General features: G+C 67.4%; 15 protein-coding genes. 7 read left to right on the forward strand and 8 right to left on the reverse strand.

What is annotated here, in order from left to right:
* Nucleotides 1-116: 116 nt before the first annotated feature.
* Complete coding sequence (locus E5673_RS03045; protein ID WP_136188888.1) at nt 117-2,429, reverse strand: DNA translocase FtsK; 2,313 nt, start codon at nt 2,427-2,429, stop codon at nt 117-119.
* Nucleotides 2,430-2,572: 143 nt separating this feature from the next.
* Between E5673_RS03045 and E5673_RS03050 the strand changes: the two genes are divergently transcribed.
* Nucleotides 2,573-3,787 (forward strand): UbiH/UbiF/VisC/COQ6 family ubiquinone biosynthesis hydroxylase, encoded by a 1,215-nt coding sequence (locus E5673_RS03050; RefSeq protein ID WP_136188889.1) that lies wholly within the window; start codon nt 2,573-2,575, stop codon nt 3,785-3,787.
* On the opposite strand, the gene E5673_RS03055 is transcribed toward E5673_RS03050, so the two are convergent.
* The 5 genes from E5673_RS03055 to E5673_RS03075 form a co-directional block, all read right to left on the reverse strand.
* Nucleotides 3,777-4,391: a DUF2238 domain-containing protein gene (locus E5673_RS03055; protein WP_136188890.1), complete on the reverse strand. Its 615-nt coding sequence runs from the start codon at nt 4,389-4,391 to the stop codon at nt 3,777-3,779. The two genes, E5673_RS03050 and E5673_RS03055, sit on opposite strands and share 11 nt — an antisense overlap.
* An 86-nt stretch (nt 4,392-4,477) precedes the next feature.
* Complete coding sequence (locus tag E5673_RS03060; RefSeq protein ID WP_056064454.1) at nt 4,478-5,137, reverse strand: alpha/beta fold hydrolase; 660 nt, start codon at nt 5,135-5,137, stop codon at nt 4,478-4,480.
* Nucleotides 5,138-5,177: 40 nt separating this feature from the next.
* A complete protein-coding gene (locus E5673_RS03065) occupies nt 5,178-6,479 on the reverse strand; it encodes a CitMHS family transporter (RefSeq protein ID WP_056064457.1) in 1,302 nt (433 codons plus the stop codon).
* Nucleotides 6,480-6,711: 232 nt separating this feature from the next.
* Nucleotides 6,712-8,205 carry a porin gene (locus E5673_RS03070; RefSeq protein WP_136188891.1) on the reverse strand — a complete coding sequence of 498 codons (1,494 nt, stop codon included), beginning with the start codon at nt 8,203-8,205 and terminating at the stop codon, nt 6,712-6,714.
* A complete protein-coding gene (locus tag E5673_RS03075; protein WP_136188892.1) occupies nt 8,202-9,281 on the reverse strand; it encodes an ABC transporter substrate-binding protein in 1,080 nt (359 codons plus the stop codon). Before E5673_RS03075 ends, E5673_RS03070 begins: the two co-directional genes overlap by 4 nt.
* Before the next feature lie 91 nt (nt 9,282-9,372).
* Here E5673_RS03075 and E5673_RS03080 point away from each other — a divergent pair, with 91 nt between their 5' ends.
* The 6 genes from E5673_RS03080 (at nt 9,373) to E5673_RS03105 (ending at nt 16,349) form a co-directional block, all read left to right on the forward strand.
* Entirely contained in the window at nt 9,373-10,038 is a 666-nt protein-coding gene (locus E5673_RS03080; RefSeq protein WP_210731796.1) for a response regulator transcription factor, read from the forward strand.
* The gene (locus E5673_RS03085) at nt 10,028-11,422 is read left to right on the forward strand and encodes a sensor histidine kinase (protein WP_136188893.1); all 1,395 of its coding nucleotides are present in this window, start codon (nt 10,028-10,030) and stop codon (nt 11,420-11,422) included. Before E5673_RS03080 ends, E5673_RS03085 begins: the two co-directional genes overlap by 11 nt.
* A 90-nt stretch (nt 11,423-11,512) precedes the next feature.
* The gene (locus E5673_RS03090; RefSeq protein WP_136188894.1) at nt 11,513-13,930 is read left to right on the forward strand and encodes an EAL domain-containing protein; all 2,418 of its coding nucleotides are present in this window, start codon (nt 11,513-11,515) and stop codon (nt 13,928-13,930) included.
* A gap of 165 nt (nt 13,931-14,095) precedes the next feature.
* Nucleotides 14,096-15,550 (forward strand): PAS domain-containing protein, encoded by a 1,455-nt coding sequence (locus tag E5673_RS03095; RefSeq protein WP_247599545.1) that lies wholly within the window; start codon nt 14,096-14,098, stop codon nt 15,548-15,550.
* A gap of 14 nt (nt 15,551-15,564) precedes the next feature.
* On the forward strand, nt 15,565-15,915 hold the full coding sequence (locus E5673_RS03100) for a hypothetical protein (protein WP_136188895.1): 351 nt from the start codon (nt 15,565-15,567) through the stop codon (nt 15,913-15,915).
* Nucleotides 15,916-15,998: 83 nt separating this feature from the next.
* A complete protein-coding gene (locus tag E5673_RS03105) occupies nt 15,999-16,349 on the forward strand; it encodes a response regulator (RefSeq protein WP_136188896.1) in 351 nt (116 codons plus the stop codon).
* A 46-nt stretch (nt 16,350-16,395) separates the two neighbouring features.
* On the opposite strand, the gene E5673_RS03110 is transcribed toward E5673_RS03105, so the two are convergent.
* Nucleotides 16,396-16,701, reverse strand: a complete 306-nt coding sequence (locus E5673_RS03110; protein ID WP_136188897.1) for a hypothetical protein — start codon at nt 16,699-16,701, stop codon at nt 16,396-16,398.
* 28 nt (nt 16,702-16,729) lie between these two features.
* Nucleotides 16,730-17,614 carry a type 1 glutamine amidotransferase gene (locus E5673_RS03115; protein ID WP_136188898.1) on the reverse strand — a complete coding sequence of 295 codons (885 nt, stop codon included), beginning with the start codon at nt 17,612-17,614 and terminating at the stop codon, nt 16,730-16,732.
* Nucleotides 17,615-17,624 lie beyond the last annotated feature (10 nt).

Genomic DNA, 17,624 nt, shown 5'->3' on the forward strand with positions numbered 1-17,624 from the left:
CGCCTTCCGGTTCTGCCGCAAAGGCGGGAGCCCAGGGGGCCAGACGATATCGTGGGTGACTCCTTGACCCCCGCATTCGCGAGGGAACAGGGAAGCGAACAACCGCGCGGGCGACTTTAGATCGCATGCCCCTCGGTATCGCGCAGCACTTCGCGGCGGCCGACATGATCCGGCCGGCCGACGATGCCGTCCTTCTCCATCCGCTCGATCAGCCGCGCAGCCGAATTGTAGCCGATCCGCAACTGGCGCTGGAGCCACGAGGTCGACGCCTTCTGCGACTCGCACACCAGCTGGATCGCCTGGCGATATTGCTGGTCTTCCGCCGAGTCTTCCCCGGTCGGCGAGCCCTCCAATGCGAAGCTCTCCTCGGGCTCCTCAGTCACCGACGAGATGTAATCGGGCAGCCCCTGCGAGCGCCAATGATCCGCCACCAGCCGCACTTCGTCATCGGTCACGAACGGCCCGTGGACACGGACGATGCCCTTGCCGCCGGGCATGTAGAGCATGTCGCCCTTGCCCAGCAGCTGCTCCGCGCCCTGTTCGCCGAGGATGGTGCGCGAATCGATCTTCGAGGTGACATGGAAGCTGATCCGGGTCGGCAGGTTGGCCTTGATGACGCCGGTGATGACGTCGACCGACGGCCGCTGCGTCGCCAAGATCAGGTGGATGCCCGCCGCTCGTGCCTTCTGCGCAAGCCGCTGGATGAGGAATTCGACCTCCTTGCCCGCGGTCATCATCAGATCGGCGAGCTCGTCGACGATGACGACGATCTGCGGCAGGACGTCGTATTCGAGCTTCTCCTCCTCGTACATCGGCGCGCCGGTATCCGGGTGATACCCCGTCTGCACCTTGCGCCCGAGCGGTTGCCCCTTGGCCTTCGCACCGCGCACCTTGTCGTTGAAGCCGGCAAGGCTGCGCACGCCAACGGAGGACATCTGGCGATAGCGGTCCTCCATCGTCTCGACCGCCCATTTCAGCGCGCGCACCGCCTTGGCGGGATCGGTGACGACCGGCGACAGCAGATGCGGAATGTCGTCGTACATGCTCAGTTCGAGCATCTTCGGATCGATCATGATCATCCGGCACTGGTTCGGCGTCAGCTTGTACAGCAGCGACAGGATCATGCTGTTCAGGCCGACCGACTTGCCCGAGCCGGTCGTGCCCGCGACCAGCAGATGCGGCATCGGCGCGAGATCGGCGATCACCGAATCGCCCGCGATGTTCTTGCCGAGGATGATCGGCAACTGCGCCGACTGGTCCTCGAACGTCTGGCTGCCGACGAGTTCGTGCAGACTGACTGCTTCACGCCGCGCATTCGGCAACTCGATGCCGATCACGTTGCGCCCGGGAATCACCGCGACGCGTGCGGAAATCGCGGACATGTTGCGCGCGATGTCGTCGGCCAGCGCGATCACGCGGCTCGCCTTGATGCCGGGCGCGGGCTCGAGTTCGTACATCGTCACGACCGGGCCCGGCCGGACCTCGATGATCGAGCCCTTGACGTGGAAGTCGTCGAGCACGTTCTCGAGCAGCCGGGCGTTGCGCTCCAGCCCCGCCTTGTCGATGACATTGCCCTGGCTCGGCGGCGACGGCGTCAGCAGGTCCAGGCTCGGCAGCGTGAAATTGTCGCGCAGGTCGAGCGACGACTGGCGCTCCTTGGGCTTGGCCTGCGACGGCGCGTTCTGGCGATCCGCGATCACCGGGGCAGGGCGCGGGTCGGGCTCGGCAACCGCGCGCGGCTCGACCGGCTTGCGCGTCAAGGTCAGCGGTTCGTCGTCGTCCTCGTCGATCTCCGCGAAGCCGTCATAGCCCAGCGCCTCGGTCCGATTGCGGCGGGGAAGGCGCCATTTGCGGTCGCCGAGATCGATCTCGATGCTCTTGCCCCAGACGATCGCGCCGGCGATCGCCGCGACCAGCCCGATCGCGCGGGCGGACCAGAGCTCGGCGACCGGCTGGCCGATGAAGCTCAACGCCCAGTGTACCGCGCTGGAGACCGACAGGCCGATCACGCCGCCCCATCCAGCGGGGAGCGCGAGCACCGACGTGCCCGATACGAACGCCAGCGCGCTCGCCATCAGCGCGACGCCGATCGCCGCGCCGCGCACCATCCGCAGCCAATGCCCGAGCGGCGCGTCACGCCACAGTCGCATCCCGAGGATCGGCCCGATCGGCAGCAGCAACGCAACCACCGGCCCGAACAGCGTGAGCGCGATATCGGCGAACCATGCACCCGGCGGCCCGACCAGATTGGCGGGGTCGCCGCCCGACGCGGTGTTCAGCGCGGGGTCGCTCGGGTGATAGCTCGCCAACGCCAGCGCCATCAGCAGCGTTCCGACGAACAACGCGATCGCCGCGATCAGCGCGCCGCTGCGGACGGCACCCGCCTTCACCGTCTCACGCCACAAGGCTGGCTGCGCGCGGCTGGCCATGACCCGTATTCTCCAGATTCTCTACAATAGAGAAATGCATCGTCCCCGGCAGCGTCAACGTCAAGATAACCGCGCTGCAACACGGGTTAAACCGCGTCGGGAACGTCGTTGGCAGCGACCGGCTAGCGGGATAAAGCGGCCTCATGGACACAGATGTAATCATCCTCGGTGGCGGGCTGGTCGGCGCGACGCTCGCCGTGGCGCTCGACGTGCACGGCATCTCGACGATCGTGATCGACCCCGCGGACCCCGCGGTGACGCTGGCGCCGGGCTTCGACGGCCGTGCGTCGGCGGTGGCAAGCGCGAGCCACCGCATGCTCGACGCGATCGGCATCGGCGCGACGCTGGCGGGGCAGGGCTGTGCGATCCGTCAGATCCGGGTGAGCGACGGCCTCGAACCCGGCGCGCTTGATTTCGTCCCCGCCGCGGACGATGGCGCGCTCGGCACGATGTACGAGAACAAGCTTCTCCGCCGCACACTGTTCGACGCGGCGACCGCCGCGCCGCATGTCGACCTGCGCATGCAGACGCGCGCGACGTCGGTCGACCGTGCCGAATCGGGCGTTACCGCCACGCTGGACTCTGGCGACGTCATTCGCGCGCCGCTGTTGATCGCCGCGGAGGGCCGCAATTCGCCGACGCGCGAGGCCGCAGGGATCACGATCGCACGCTGGTCGTACGAGCACACCGCGATCATCGCCGCGTTCCACCACGAGCGTTCGCACGAGGATGTCGCGTACGAGATCTTCTACGCGAGCGGCCCGTTCGCGCTGCTCCCGCTGCCGGATGATGCGGACGGTCACCGCTCGGCGATCGTCTGGACGGTCGACGCGAAGAACGCGCCCGGCATGCTGAAGCTCGGCGACCGCGCGTTCCTCGCCGAAGCCGAGAAGAGCATGGGCGGCTTCCTCGGCAAGCTGTCGATGGCGACGCCGCGGTCGAGCTACCCGCTCGGCTTCCACCACGCCGCACGCATCACCGACACGCGTCTCGCATTGGTCGGCGACGCTGGCCACGGCATCCACCCAATCGCCGGGCAGGGGCTCAATCTCGGCTTCCGCGACGTCGCGACGCTCGCCGAAGTGCTGGTCGAGGGCAAGCGGCTCGGGCTCGATCTCGGCGACGCGGCATTGCTCGCGCGCTACCAGCGCTGGCGCGGGCTCGACACGTTCATGACCGCCGCCGCCACCGACACGCTCACCCGCCTGTTCGGCATCCCCGGCAAGACTGCCAGCGCCGTGCGTCGGTTCGGTATCAGCGCGGTCAACGCGATCCCGCCGCTGAAGGACCGCTTCATGGCGGAAGCACGCGGTGAATCGGGTGACTTGCCCAAGCTGTTGCAGGGTCTCAAAATCTAAGGCCGGCAATCTGCCTGTCGTGAACGCGCGATAGCAGGAGCAACGCGAGTATGGCGCCGACCAGGCACATCAGCATGTCCCACTGCGTATCCCACGGGTCGCCCTGCGTCCCGAGAAACGCGTCCGCGCCTTGGCCGAGCGCGACGGCGGCGCCGAACTCGATCAGTTCATACAAGGCGCTGACGGACAGGCAGTAGGCGAGGACGGTGACGACCAGGAGCCGACTGGACGCGATGCTGCCGGTCCGGACGAGGATCTCGCGCAGCACGATCGCGGGCACGAAGCCCTGCATCAGATGGCCGAACCGATCATAGGGATTGCGGGCGAGATGCAGCCAGTCCTGCACCGCGAAACCGATCGGTACGCGGGCATAGGTGTAAGCGCCGCCCAGCATCAGGACGAAACCGTGAAGCGCGATCAGCTCGAGGGCGAGCGTCGTGAACGCGAAGCTGCGTCGCAGGGCGACCAATATGGGGAAGGCGATGAGGACGGGTGCGATCTCCATCCACCACGTCGCGCGGTCGGCGGGGGCCCAACCGGATGCCACGAGCCCGATCGACCACAGGATTGCCAATATGGGAAGCCGGCGGTCGGTCGAGGTCATGATGCGCTTTCGTCGAAGGGCAGGGTCCGTGCCGACCGTCGAGCGAACGGAACCTGCACGGTCCTGGCAGAGGCCCTCCTAATCGATCAGCCGGTCTTCAGCCACTGGCGGAGCAGCGCGGTGACTTCGCCGGGACGCTCCATCGGTGCGAGGTGGCCGCAGGAGCGCAGCATGTGAAACCGCGAGCCCTCAATCCGCGCACTCAGCGCGCGTGCGTCGTCGGGGGTGCAGATCAGGTCGCGGTCGCCGACCGCCACCAGCGTCGGGACGTGGATCGCGGCGATCGCCTCGCTGATGTCGGGACGCGCGAGCAGTGCGCGTTGCTGGCGTTCGAAGACGGTCTGGCCGACGCGCTCCGCCATCGCCTGCGCAGGGCCGGCGACGATCGCGGTCAGGCGCGGGTCGGCGTGCGGCGCGGTGGCGAGCAGGCCCTGGCCGACGACGGTGCGCGGGCGTACCTCCATCGACGCGCGCGTGCCGAACAGCGCGATCCGCTCGATACGGTCGGGGGCTTGCCGCACCATCTCCATCGCGACGTAGCCGCCGAGGCTGACGCCTGCGACCGCGAACCGTGGCGGTGCGCTGGCGAGCACGCGCGCGGCCATTTCGGACAACGTATCGTCCTGCGACAGGTCGCCGAAATCGACTTGTGCGACGGCGGCGAGGTCGACGATCTGGCGCGCCCAGAGCTGCCCGTCGCAGCCCATCGCGGGGAGCAGCATCAACGGTGTACGCGGTCGGACCATGCGAAATCTCCGGTAGCGGCGGGTTGCGGGGATGCTCACGTCAGGCGACGAACGGGAAGGCGAGCGCGATCATGCCGACGATCGTCATCACGACGCAGACCGCGATCGCGGGCACGAGCGTGAAGCGCTGGTGATCGGCGAGGTCGATCCCGACCAGGCTGACCAGCAGATAGGTCGACGGCACCAGCGGGCTGAGCAGGTGGACCGGTTGGCCCATCAGCGACGCGCGGGCGATCGCCTCGGGCGCGACGCCGTAATGCGCGCCGGCCTCGGCGAGGATCGGCAGCATCCCGAAATAGAACGCGTCGTTCGAGATGAAGAAGGTGAACGGCATGCTCAGCACCGCAGTGATCGGCGCCATGTACGGCCCGAGCGCGGGCGGGATCACGCCGACCACCGCCTTGCTCATCGCCTCGACCATGCCGGTGCCGCCGAGAATACCGGTGAAGATGCCTGCCGCGAAGATCAGCGACACCACCGCCAGCACGTTGCCGGCATGCGCGGAAATGCGCTCCTTCTGATCGGCGACGCCGGGATAATTGACGATCATCGCGATCGCGAACGCCAACATCATCAGCACCGACAAGGGGAGAATGCCCCACACCAGCAACGTCAGCAGCGTGATGACGAGCGCGGCGTTGAACCAGATCAGCTTCGGGCGGCGTGCCTCGGGATATTGCGAGACCGCCATGCCGGTGAACTCGGTGTCCGCGGTGATCCCCGCTTCACCCATCCGCACGCGCTCCTTGCGCCCGAAATACACGGCGAGGCCGATCAGGAAGGCGAGGCCGGCGATCATGCCGGGGATCAGCGGGAGGAACAGTGTCGCGGGATCGAGCTTCAGCGCACTTGCGGCGCGCGCGGTCGGGCCGCCCCACGGCGTCAGGTTCATGATCCCGCTCGTCGTCATCAACAGGCAGACAAGATACAGCCGGTTCATGTTGAAGCGCTTGTAGAGCGGCAACAGCGCGGCGATCGTGATGATGTAGGTGGTCGACCCGTCGCCATCGAGGCTGACGAGCGCGCACAGCACGACCGTCCCGATCAGGATCCGCATCGGATCGCCGTGGACCATCCGGATCAGCCGTCCGACCAGTGGATCGAACAGGCCCGTGTCGGTCATCGTCGAGAAGAACAGGATCGCGAACAGCAGCATGACGCCGGTCGGCGCGAGGTTCTTGATGCCGTCGATCATCATCGGGCCGAGACCCGCGGCCTCGCCAGCGAACACGCCGAAGATCGACGGAATCACGATGAGCGCGACCAGCGGCGTCATCTTCTTGGTCATGATCAACGTCATGAACGTGGCGACCATCAGGAAGCCGAGCAGGGCAAGGTTCATCGCATCGTCCTAGTGAAGGGCGTGAATAGGGGGGTGGGGGTGGCAGGCATTGCCGCCGTTACTGTCGCAGGAGCCGCCACACGGGCAGCCGCAAGCACCCCGTCATCCTGACGAAAGTCAGGACCCAGGGTTGCGAGGTGCAGTGCTGCGTGGCTCTGGGTCCTGACTTTCGTCAGGATGACGGAACGCGGGGGGCTGATTGCAGCGGTAAAAACAGGACCAGCAGCCAGCATCAGAACGTAACCCCGACGCGGGCGCTAAGCGTCTGGCCGCTGTCGTTGCCGACATTGTCGCCGGCGCGGTTGTCGGTGTTCCACTGGATCGCGTTCACCTGGAAGCGGGTGAAGCTGTTGAGGTACCAGTTGACCCCGACGGTCGCCGCCCAGCCATCGCCGCCGGTCAGCAGATTGTCGAAATCTAGGCTTTCGTAGCGTGCTGTCAGCTCGATCGCGCCGACCCCGCCGTCGAAGGTCGGCTTCAACACCTTGGGCTGGCCGAAGCTGCCGAGCCGCGGGTTGTACGGCGGCAGGTCGCCGGTCAGGAACAGCCCGCCCGAGACGCTCCATGCCTTGCTGACGAAATCGGGACGTCCGCCGTCGAGCCGTGCGTTGCGGCGGCCGGCTTCGCCCATCACCCACAACGGACCGCGATAGCCGCCGAGCTCGACGCCGTAGCCGGTCGTGCCGGTGCCGCCGATCAGCGGGCCGGTCGACACGCGCAACGCACCGTTGAAGCGGCCGCCGATCACCGTGTTGCGCGTCAGCGTGCCGGCGACCGAGGAGAGCGACTCGTCGAAGCCCCACGCGCCAATATGCAGCACGCCGGTATCGGACTTGATCGGGTTCCAGTGTGCGCGGCCGAGCACCGTGCGGCTGTCGCCGACGGTCTGCGTCCCGTCGATCCGGTCGCCAGTGATCGTCACCGATGCGTGGCCGGTCTTCCAGAAGATGCGCGGCATCACGCCAATGCCGTAGAAGCCGCGCTGCGGGATGATCGCAGTCGCGACCGTGGTACGCTCCAGGAATGGCGTCGAATCCGAGCCGGTCGAACCTTCGAAGCCGCGATCGTTGAACAGGTGGCCGGCGCGGACGTCGTAGTCGAGGCCCGGCTTGATCTTGTTGCGCCAGCCGACGAACGCGGTGACGACGTCGACCTCGTTCTCGGAGAAGTCGCTCTCGAACTGGTAGAAGAAGTGCGTGCCGACGCCGCCTTCGAGGCCGAGGCGGAGTGCGCGCATGCCGGTCGTGGTGATGTTGCGGCCATCGTATTTCGAGCCGAAGCTCGAGCTGACGTCGGTCAGGATGCGGCCGCGCGGCTTGAACGTGTAGACGCCGTCCGCCGAGTGGAACACAGGCAGGCCGGCGCCCCATTCGGTGGTCACGCCCGACGGATTGTCGCGTGCGGCAACCGCCTGCGCGACGCTGCGGTCGGCCGGGCCGGGGGGCGCGAGCTGCGGCGCGAACGGCACCGTGCGACGCGGTTCGGTGTTCTGCGCGACCGCTTGCGGTGCGATCTGCACGGGCGGTACGGGCGCGGACGCCTGCGCGACGGCGGCGTTGTTCTCCAGCCGGTCGAGACGCGACTTCAGCGCGGCGATCTCGGCGGCCTGCGCACGCACCAGCGCGGCGAGGTCGCCATCGGTCGGAGGCGATGTCGGGACTTGGGCCAGCGCCGGAGTCGCGGCGATCAGCGCGAGTGCGGCGCACCCGGTACGGAAGAGAGTCATTGTTGGGCTCCGGTGGCGAGAATCGCGGTCCAGTCGCGCAGGAAACGCTGGCGCTTGACGCGGTCGAGGTTGACGAGAAGTTGCGGGCCCACGCGGATTGGTCGCGCCTGGGCTTGGGGAAGGCGACGGGCGGCAACGTCGGTACGGACCGGCCACAGGCTGCGTTTCGCGAGCAGCGACTGACCTTCGCGCGACAGGAGAAAATCGAGGAACAGCTTTGCCGCCGCCGGGTGCGCGGCCTCGCGCGCGATGAACGCGATCCGCGAGGTGACGATCGTATAGTCCTGGAGGAACGCGACGCCGATGCGGGGATCGGTCCGCGCGCGTTCGACCGCGTACGAGCCGATCACGTTGTACGCGATCGCCTGCCGCCCCTCGGCGACGCCGCGCAGCATCGGCTCGCTGGTGCGCGACAGCACGGGCCTGGTCGCGGCGATCGCCTCGAGCAACGACCGCGTGTCGCGCGTGATCGCGAGATCCTCCGACAGGTACAGATAGCCGACGTTGGAGCGCGCCGGATCGAACGTGGTCACCCGGCCTGTCAGGGCGCGCGCATTCTTCCGCAGCCATGTCTCCAGCGCGGCGTGCGTGCGCGGCACCTGCGCAGGCGGCACGAGGCGCTTGTTGTAGACGATCCCGATCGGCTCCGCGGTGACGCCGAAGCCCATGTTCTTCCACACCGACACCGGCGGCAACGCGGGCTTTTCGGGGCTCGCATAGCCTTGCGCGAAGCCGTCGTTGATCAGCTTCACCTGCAGGTCCATCGCCGACGACCAGACGAGATCGGCTGACATCTTTTTCGCGCGCGTCTCGGTGACGAAGCGGCGGTACATCTCGGTCGAGCCGATGTCCGCGTACAGCACGGTGATCCCCGGATAGCGCTTCCGGAACGCGGCGACCACCGGCAGCAATTCGGCACGATCGGCATTGCCGTAGATCCGCACCTGCCGCTCGACGCGCGCGTCGGAGATGAGCTGGGCGTAGGAGCGCGGATAGTTGGCAGGGCGCTGCGCCACGACGGCGGTCGCGGTGAAGCTCGTAGCCAGCAGTGCCATCTTCAGAAAAATTCGTGCCATCGTCACTCTCCTCGCCTTCCGTCTCTGTGTTCGGATAGACTGCAACGGTGGAGTACGAACCGAACCTGTCACCAACCTTTCATGGTTTTTCATGCGCATCCTGCTGATCGAGGACGACGCGGCGTTGGCGCGCAGCATCGCGGCGTTGCTGCGTGCGGGCGGTAATGCGGTCGATCACGTGGCGACGGGCGAGGACGCGTTGTCGGTGGTGGCGGGGGAGCCGTATGCGCTGGTGATCCTCGACGTCGGGTTGCCGGGCATCGACGGGTTCACCGTGTTGGAGACGCTGCGGCGGCGCGGTGAGCGGGTGCCGGTGTTGATGCTGACCGCACGCGATGCGCTCGACGACCGCGTGCGCGGGCTCGATCTCGGCGCCGACGATTATCTGCGGAAGCCGTTCGATCCCGAAGAGCTGGAGGCGCGCGTTCGGGCGCTGGGACGGCGGCGGGGCGGCGATCCGCTGCCGGTGCTCAGTGTCGGTACGCTGACGATCAACCGCTCGACCGGCGACGCGGACATCGCCGGTCGTGCGCTTGATCTGCGTCGGCGGGAGCGCGCGGTGCTGGAGGCACTTGCAACCCGAGCCGGCCGCGTTGTCCCCCGCGCGTTGCTGATCGGCGAGGTGTTCGGGTTCGACGAGCCAGTCGGCGACAACGCGATCGAGGTCCATGTCACGCGCCTCCGCGGCAAGCTAGCGCCCGACGGCCCCGGTATCCGCACCGTCCGCGGGGTCGGCTACATGCTCGATGCCGTCTGAGACGCGTACCCCAGCGCTGCGTACGCGCCTGCTGGTCGCGGTGCTCGGGCCGTTGCTGGCGGCGGCGATCCTGATCGGCGTGGTCGGTGCGACACTGATCGCCGACGTCGTCCGGCGTACCAACGATCGCGTACTCGGTGGTGCGCTTGGTGCGATCGCCGAGACGGTGCAGGTCGAACGCGGCGAGGTGACGCTCGACCTGCCGTCCGCCGCGTTCGGGATGCTGGAGAATACAGAACGCGACAACGTCTATTACCGCGTAGCCGTTGGGCAGGACCTGCTCACCGGCTATGCGGATCTGCCGGCGCCCGATCCCGCCACGCTCGACATCGACGTGCCGCGCTATCGCTTCGCGCGTTACCGCGGCCAGCAGATCCGCATCGCCGAAGTCCGCCGCTCGCTTCCCCGTATCGACAAGCCCGTGATCGTCCAGATCGCCGAGACGCTCGACAACCGCGGTGCGCTCACCCGTCGGCTGATGCTCGCGCTGCTGATCGGTGAATGCGTCCTCGTCGGTGCCGCGGCGTTGCTCATCCGGCCTGCGTTAGGCTGGAGCCTCCGCCCGCTCGCCCGCCTGCGCGGTGCCGTCGAAGCACGAGACGGCCGCGCCCGCCCCGATTTCTCGCCACTCGACACAGGCCCGCTCCCGAGCGAACTCCGCCCGCTGGCTGGCGCATTCGACCGCCTGCTGGCGCAGCTCGACACCGCGACCGTCGGCGTCCGCCGCTTTACCGCCGACGCCTCGCATCAGATGCGCACGCCGCTGTCGGTGCTGAAGGTCCAGGTCGCACTCGCCCGCCGCGGCTCGGGTCCCGAACGCAGCGTCGCGCTCGACGAGATCGCCGACGCGGTGATACGTCTCGAACGCCTGGTGACGCAGTTGCTGGCGTTGGCGCGCGCCGAGGAGGCCGGGGTGTCCGCGCCCCTCGAGGCGGTCGACCTGCGCGAAGTGGCGGCCGCGGTCATCACGCGACAGATCAACCGCGCGATCGAAGCCGGCATCGACCTGACGATCGAGGGTGACCCGGAGGTCAGCCACGTCGTTCCCGGCCACCGCACGCTGATCTTCGAGATCGTATCGAACCTGATCGACAACGGCATTCGCTATAACCGGCGCGGCGGCACCGTGTCGGTGAGGCTCCGGACGACGCCGTCGGAGACGACGATCGCGGTGGTCGACGATGGGCCGGGGATACCGATCGACCAGCGCGAGATGGCGTTCGACCGGTTCGTCCGGCTCGGCGCGCCCGGGAGTCCGGAGGGAAGCGGCCTCGGCCTGGCGATCGTGCGGTCGGCGGCGACTCGCCTCAACGCGACCGTGGCGTTCGGCGAGGTGGCCAGTGGCACGAGCGTGATCCTGCGGTTCTTTCACGCGAACGAGTAACCTGCATCAACGCGGCTCAACACGCGGGCAGCGGCGCGTGCCTTTTCGTTAAGGTGTTCGTGTCACTCGGGAAAAAACGACCGAGCGACCATGCTACCCACTCTTTTCAATCTCCATTTCCAGCACTCCGGCTATCTGGTCGTCGTCGCGATCGGCATCTGCCTGACCGCGAGCTGGTCGGTGTCGCTGCTGACCACCGACATGGCCAACGCGGCGCAACGCGAGCCGTTCGGCTGGCGTCACGGCGCGCTGGCGCTGGCCGCCGGGCTGGGGGTGTGGGCGACGCACTTCATCGCCATCCTCGCATACCGACCCGACCTGCTGCTGCGGTACGACCCGTTCGTGACGACGGTGTCGGCGCTGGTCGGGATCCTGACCGTCGGCGTGCCGATCGTCGCGATCACGCGGTTGCGGTCGCACAAGGGGCGGATCGTCGCCGCGGGTGCGGCGGGGGCGGGGATCTGGTGCATGCACGCGGTCGGCATCACCGGCATGACCGACTGTATCCACGTGTTTTCGTGGCCAACCAACGTCGCCGGGCTGATCATGGGGACGTTGCTGCTGTCTTCCTGGCAGATCAACCGTGACTGGTCGCGCTCGCGGCCGATCGGGTGCCTGGTGTTCGCGCTGTCGATCTGCGTCACGCATTTCCTGTCGCTGTCGGGTGACCTCGTCCTCGGCAGCATCAACGACGTGCCCGGCAGCGTGTTGTCGCCGGGGCTGGTCGCGGCCTGCATGACCTTCGCGGTGTCGGTCACGTGCCTCGGCAGCCTGCTGACCTTCGCGCGCTTCAAGACGACGCGCGAGGAGGAGGCGCAGACGCTGAAGTCGGTGATGGAGAGCATGTCCGACGGGCTGGTGTTCATCGACCGCGAAGGCCGCCTGCGTCATTTCAACCGGCGCTTCCTCGACCTGTTCAACACGCCGGTCGACGCGATCGGCCCAGGGCTGACGATCGACCAGTTCCTCGACGTCATCGCCGCCTGCCGCGGCTGGGCGGCGGAAAAGCGTACGCTGGTCGGGGGCGCGATGAAGCAGTGGGTGCAGCTCGACGACGACTTCGACCGCGAGTGCGAGATGGAGGATGGCCGCACCTATCAGATGCAGTGCCGGTCGATCCCGCGACAGGGCATCGTGCTGACGTTCAACGACGTCAGCGCCGAACGCCGTGCGCTCGATAACCTCACGCATCTCGCCTATCACGATCCGCTGACCGGACTGCGCAACCGCCGCGCGCTGCGCGAGGAGAAGGAGGCGCGGATCGGTCTGGGCAAGCCGTTCTCGCTGCTGTTGATCGACCTCGACGATTTCAAGCGGATCAACGATGTGTATGGCCATGCGGTCGGCGATACGCTGCTGATCCATGTCGCGGCCGAGCTGACGAGCCTGCTGCCCGACGACAGCTTCGTCGCGCGGATGGGCGGCGACGAGATCGCGATCATCGCCACGCAGCTCGGCGATGCGGCGACCGCGCTGGCCGACACGATCGTCGTCCGGCTGAGCGCGCCGGTGATCATCGACGAACGCCGGCTGCTGCCCGGATGCAGCATCGGCATCGCCGGGTTTGCCAACGACCTGACCCCCGACGAACTGATGAAACGCGCCGATATGGCGCTGTACGAGGCGAAGCGACGCGGGCGCCGGCGTGCGCAACCCTATGTCTCGGGCCTTGCCGAGCGCCTGGTCGAACGGCAGCACATCACCGACGACCTGTACGAGGCGGTGCAGAACGGCGGTTTCTCGCTCGCGTTCCAGCCGGTGGTGGCGCTGTCGTCGGGCATCACGACGGGATACGAGGCGCTGATCCGCTGGAACCACCCGACGCGCGGCTGGATCTCGCCCGATACCTTCATCCCGATCGCCGAGGATTGCGGCCTGATCGAGGAAATCGGCCGGTGGGTGATCATGGAAGCGTGCCGCCAGCTGGCGGGCTGGTCGTCGCACCTCCACGTCGCGATCAACGTGTCGGCGGGACAGCTGAAGTCGGACGCGCTGCTGCACCACCTGACGCAGGCGATCCTGGTCCACGGTGTCGCGGCGGAGCGGGTCGAGGTCGAGATCACCGAGACCGCGCTGATCGACGACGCCGCGCGCACGGCGGCGATGCTGGCGCGAATCCGCCGGACCGGGATCAAGGTCGCGCTCGACGATTTCGGCACCGGCCAGTCGTCGCTCGCGCATCTGCGCGATTTCCAGTTCGACCGGATCAAGATCGACCGGAGCTTCGTGATCGAGGCGGGCTCCGACGCGCGGTGCATGGCGGTGCTGCGCGCGACCGTCGCGATCGGCCAGGAACTCGGCGTCCTGACGCATGCGGAGGGAGTCGAGACGCGCGAACAGCTCGAATTGCTGCGCTCGATCGGGTGCGACGCGGCGCAGGGCTATCTGGTCGGGCGGCCGGTCGTGCCGTTCACCGATGCGGTCGACACCCTCGTGCCAGCGGCGGTGGGCATGGGTTCGAGCCCGATCGGTGGAGAGTCGGCCGCCGTCGCACGGATCGCCGCCTGACGGCGTATCGGCAGATGCGCAGCGCGAGCGCGTTGCGTTCGTGCGTTCTCCCGCCACGCACACCGGCGGTGGAAATGCTTCGGCGCAATGACGGTATGCTATTGTCGACGTGCAAGACTTTGGGTAGCAAATACTTGCTTAGAACAGAGTAAGAACCAGACGTCCTTGCGGGACGAGGATGCCGATCATACGCTGATCCTGGCGGCATTCGGCCGTTCGCTCGACGCGGCGGATCCTTTCGTGGTCGGGTTCAACGAAGCGATCCTGCCTATGGCGATCAGCGATCCGACGCTTCCCGACAACCCGATCATTCACGTGAACGCGGCGTTCGAGCGCCTGACCGGCTATGCCCGCGACGAGGTGGTCGGGCGGAATTGCCGGTTCCTGCAAGGGCCGGAAACGTATCCCGAGGACGTGTCGCGGCTGCGGGATGCGATCGGGCGGTCCGAGCGACTTGAGATCGACCTGCTCAACCACCGCAAGGACGGGACGCCGTTCTGGAACCGGTTGCTGGTCGCGCCGGTGTTCGATCGCAGCCGGCATCTTCGCTATTACGTGGCGTCCCAGCACGACGTGACGCTCGAACGCGAAACGCTCGCGCTGCTGGAGGCCGAGCAGCGCGAACTCGAGGCGTCCGCCGCGGAGACTCAGGTTCGGCTCGCCGACAGCGCCGCGCGGCTGCAATTCGCGTTGAAGGCGGGGCGGCTGGGCGCATGGACCTTCGATCCCGCCAGCCAGCATCTCGACGCGTCGGACGGCTGCAAGATCGTCTTCGGCTATGATCCGGGCGCGGCGTTCGGCTATCCCGAGTTCCTCGAAACGATCCATCCGGAGGATCGCGCGCGCGTCGTCGAGGCGATCCAGGAGACGATCGCGACGGGGTGCGACTACGACATCGAATACCGCATCGTGACGCCTACGGCCGAAGTGCGCTGGGTCGCGATCCGCGGCGAATTGCTGACGCGCGCGGATGGCACGGCGCTGTCGATGACCGGCTTCTCGACCGACATCACCGAGCGCAAGCGGACCGAGGAACACCGCGCGCTGCTGGCGGGCGAGTTGACGCACCGGGTCAAGAACACGCTCGCGACGGTCAGCGCGATCGTCAACCAGACGTTGCGCGATGCAGCCTCGATGTCCGAGGCGCGCGACACGATCGGGGCGCGGATCGGATCGCTGGCGGTCGCGCACGACCTGTTGCTGCGCGACGAGGTCGAGGGCGCGACGATCGCGGATATCGTGACCGGGGTGATGGCGCCGTTCGACGACGGCGGCGGTCGCCTGTTCTCGGTCGAGGGGCCGCACGTCCGGCTCGAGCCGCGCGTGACGCTCGCCTTGTCGATGGCGCTTCACGAACTGGCGACCAATGCCGCCAAATATGGCGCGCTCCACGTCGCGGGCGGGCATGTCACGATTTCATGGAGCGTCGGCATCGGCGAGGGCGGGCGCCGGCTGGCCTTCATGTGGGAAGAGACCGGCGGCCCGGTGGTCACCACGCCGACGCGTACCGGCTTTGGATCGCGGATGATCGAACGGGTGCTGGCGCAGCACATGCGCGGCACCGCCCGGATCGAATATCGCGACACCGGCGTCGTCTTCACGATCGACGCGCCGCTCTAGGCTCGCTCACGTCGATGCCGAAACCGCCCCCGCTGACGACCCCCGACGGGCGCTATATCGTGGTGCGCGGACGGCTCTGGCGGACCGCGAACCCCGGCTTGGCCGAAGACGACCGCGTGCGACTGGTTGCGGCGTTGATGGACGGCCGGCGAGGCGTGGCCGCGGCGAAGCGGGATGGCGATGGCGCAGCGGAGGCGGCTGCGCGGGCCGCCGTGGATGCGGCGAAGCACGGTCTGGGCGAGCGCGGTCCGGTATGGTGGACCGATGGCGCGCCCGATCTCAACCGGCACATGGCGCGCACGACGCCCTATGCGGACTGGTTTGCGACGGTGGATAACGGTCAGAGTACACCAAAACAAAGTTAAGTTATTTAACTTAATCTATGTGAAGACTGGGCCCGACTGGCATCCGGCGCGTTGAGGGACCCTGAGTTTACCGGGAAACCCAAATGTGCCACGTACTTGTGATCGAAGACGACTGGCTAATCGCGGACCATATCATCAGCCTGATCCAGCAAGCCGGCGCGACATCCTATGATCAGGCGGATTGCGAGACCGATGCGGTCGTGGCCGCAGGGGCGCATATCCCGGACATGATCGTTTCCGACGTCCGACTTCGCGAGGGAACCGGGCCGCTGGCGGTACAAAGGATCATCGCTGCGCACGGGAACATACCCGTGATGTTCATCACCGGAACGCCCGAAGCCTGCGTGCCTTGCGAACCGCCGGCCGAAGTGCTCGACAAACCGATCATGGAAGCCGTGGTCCTGGAAACGTTCCGGAGACTTGCCCCGCACTGAGCGGTGGCGAGGTACGGCGTGGTGAGCGCCGTACCTCGATCGGCTATCAGCCCTGGATATCGCTCGCGTCGAATTCCTTGAACGCGGCCTTGACCTCGGCGGCGCGCGCATCGTCCGCGATGTCGACCGAGACGACGATCTTGCCTTCAAGGGCGGCATCGTCACGCGACTCCGGCGTCGGGTCCTTGCCTTCGGTATCCGAACCGGCCTTCTCGTCACCGACGCTGTTGTCTGCGCCGTCGGTGGTGATGAAGATGTCGGTCCGCTCGATGCCCTGCTCCTGGACCAGGCGCTCGACGGTCATCTCGGCTTCGCGGCGGGTATCGAACTTTGCCTTGAGGGTGGTGGACATTGGTCGCTCCTAGTTGCGGGTCAAAAGGTCAGGCGGGACACAGGTCGGGCGATGCGGCGTGCGCGCGATCGCTGGCGTCGATGTCCGCGAGGTGATCGAGGAAATTGTTCAGTTCGGTGCGGCGGCGCGCTTCGTCGGCGAACTCGCGGTCGACGCCGAGCGCCCATAGCAGCGAGCGGCGGTCGGGATCGTGGTGGAGCGCATCGAGCTGATCCGCGCGGTGCTCGACGTCGTCGGTCGTCTCCGCAAGCCCGGCTTCGACGATGTCCTCGGCCTGGCGGCGCAACGCCACCGCGATCTCGCCGAGCGCGAGTTCGGGGTGATATTGCACGCCCCAGAAAATCCCGCCGTCGTGGCGGATCTCGGCGGCCTGGATCGTCGTGACGGCGTTGCTCGCGAGCAGGGTCGCGTCGGCGGGAAGCGTCTCGACCTCGTCGCCGTGGATCGCGGGGGCGTCCCAGCTCGCCGCACGGCCGGCGAGCAGCGGGTGATCGCGGCCGGCGTCGGTCGGCGTGATGCGGCGGGCGATCCCGGCCTCCATCCGCTGCGGCATCTTGCGGACTTTCCCACCGGCGGCGGCGACCGCGAGCTGCAGCCCGGCACAGGATCCGAACGACGGCGTGCCCGATGCGAATACCGATCGCATGAAGGTCAACTGGCGTCGGACCTCCGGGCTGTCGTCATAGACGTGGAGCGGCGATCCGGTGATGAACACCGCGTCGAACAGGCCCAGCGCGTTGGTCTCATAGACCTGCGCATCGTCGTCGGCGGGTGCGACGATCGTGATCTCGGCATCGGGACGGAGCTGACGAAGCGTCGACGCGGGGGTTTCGCCCGAGCTTTTTCCGGCATGGCGACGACGTGCCTCGCGCTCGTCCGCGGTCTCGCTTTCGGCAACCAGAAAATGCGGCAAACCCGGTCCT

Origin of the sequence: Sphingomonas sp. PAMC26645, assembly GCF_004795835.1 — a bacterium.
Lineage (GTDB): Bacteria > Pseudomonadota > Alphaproteobacteria > Sphingomonadales > Sphingomonadaceae > Sphingomonas.

Excerpts from the sequence above, each read along its gene's own strand:
- E5673_RS03045 (WP_136188888.1), bottom strand. The coding sequence starts at position 2,429 with ATGGCCAGCCGCGCGCAGCCAGCCTTGTGGCGTGAGACGGTGAAGGCG.
- E5673_RS03050 (WP_136188889.1), top strand. The coding sequence starts at position 2,573 with ATGGACACAGATGTAATCATCCTCGGTGGCGGGCTGGTCGGCGCGACG.
- E5673_RS03055 (WP_136188890.1), bottom strand. The coding sequence starts at position 4,391 with ATGACCTCGACCGACCGCCGGCTTCCCATATTGGCAATCCTGTGGTCG.
- E5673_RS03060 (WP_056064454.1), bottom strand. The coding sequence starts at position 5,137 with ATGGTCCGACCGCGTACACCGTTGATGCTGCTCCCCGCGATGGGCTGC.
- E5673_RS03065 (WP_056064457.1), bottom strand. The coding sequence starts at position 6,479 with ATGAACCTTGCCCTGCTCGGCTTCCTGATGGTCGCCACGTTCATGACG.
- E5673_RS03070 (WP_136188891.1), bottom strand. The coding sequence starts at position 8,205 with ATGACTCTCTTCCGTACCGGGTGCGCCGCACTCGCGCTGATCGCCGCG.
- E5673_RS03075 (WP_136188892.1), bottom strand. The coding sequence starts at position 9,281 with ATGGCACGAATTTTTCTGAAGATGGCACTGCTGGCTACGAGCTTCACC.
- E5673_RS03080 (WP_210731796.1), top strand. The coding sequence starts at position 9,373 with ATGCGCATCCTGCTGATCGAGGACGACGCGGCGTTGGCGCGCAGCATC.
- E5673_RS03085 (WP_136188893.1), top strand. The coding sequence starts at position 10,028 with ATGCCGTCTGAGACGCGTACCCCAGCGCTGCGTACGCGCCTGCTGGTC.
- E5673_RS03090 (WP_136188894.1), top strand. The coding sequence starts at position 11,513 with ATGCTACCCACTCTTTTCAATCTCCATTTCCAGCACTCCGGCTATCTG.
- E5673_RS03100 (WP_136188895.1), top strand. The coding sequence starts at position 15,565 with ATGCCGAAACCGCCCCCGCTGACGACCCCCGACGGGCGCTATATCGTG.
- E5673_RS03105 (WP_136188896.1), top strand. The coding sequence starts at position 15,999 with ATGTGCCACGTACTTGTGATCGAAGACGACTGGCTAATCGCGGACCAT.
- E5673_RS03110 (WP_136188897.1), bottom strand. The coding sequence starts at position 16,701 with ATGTCCACCACCCTCAAGGCAAAGTTCGATACCCGCCGCGAAGCCGAG.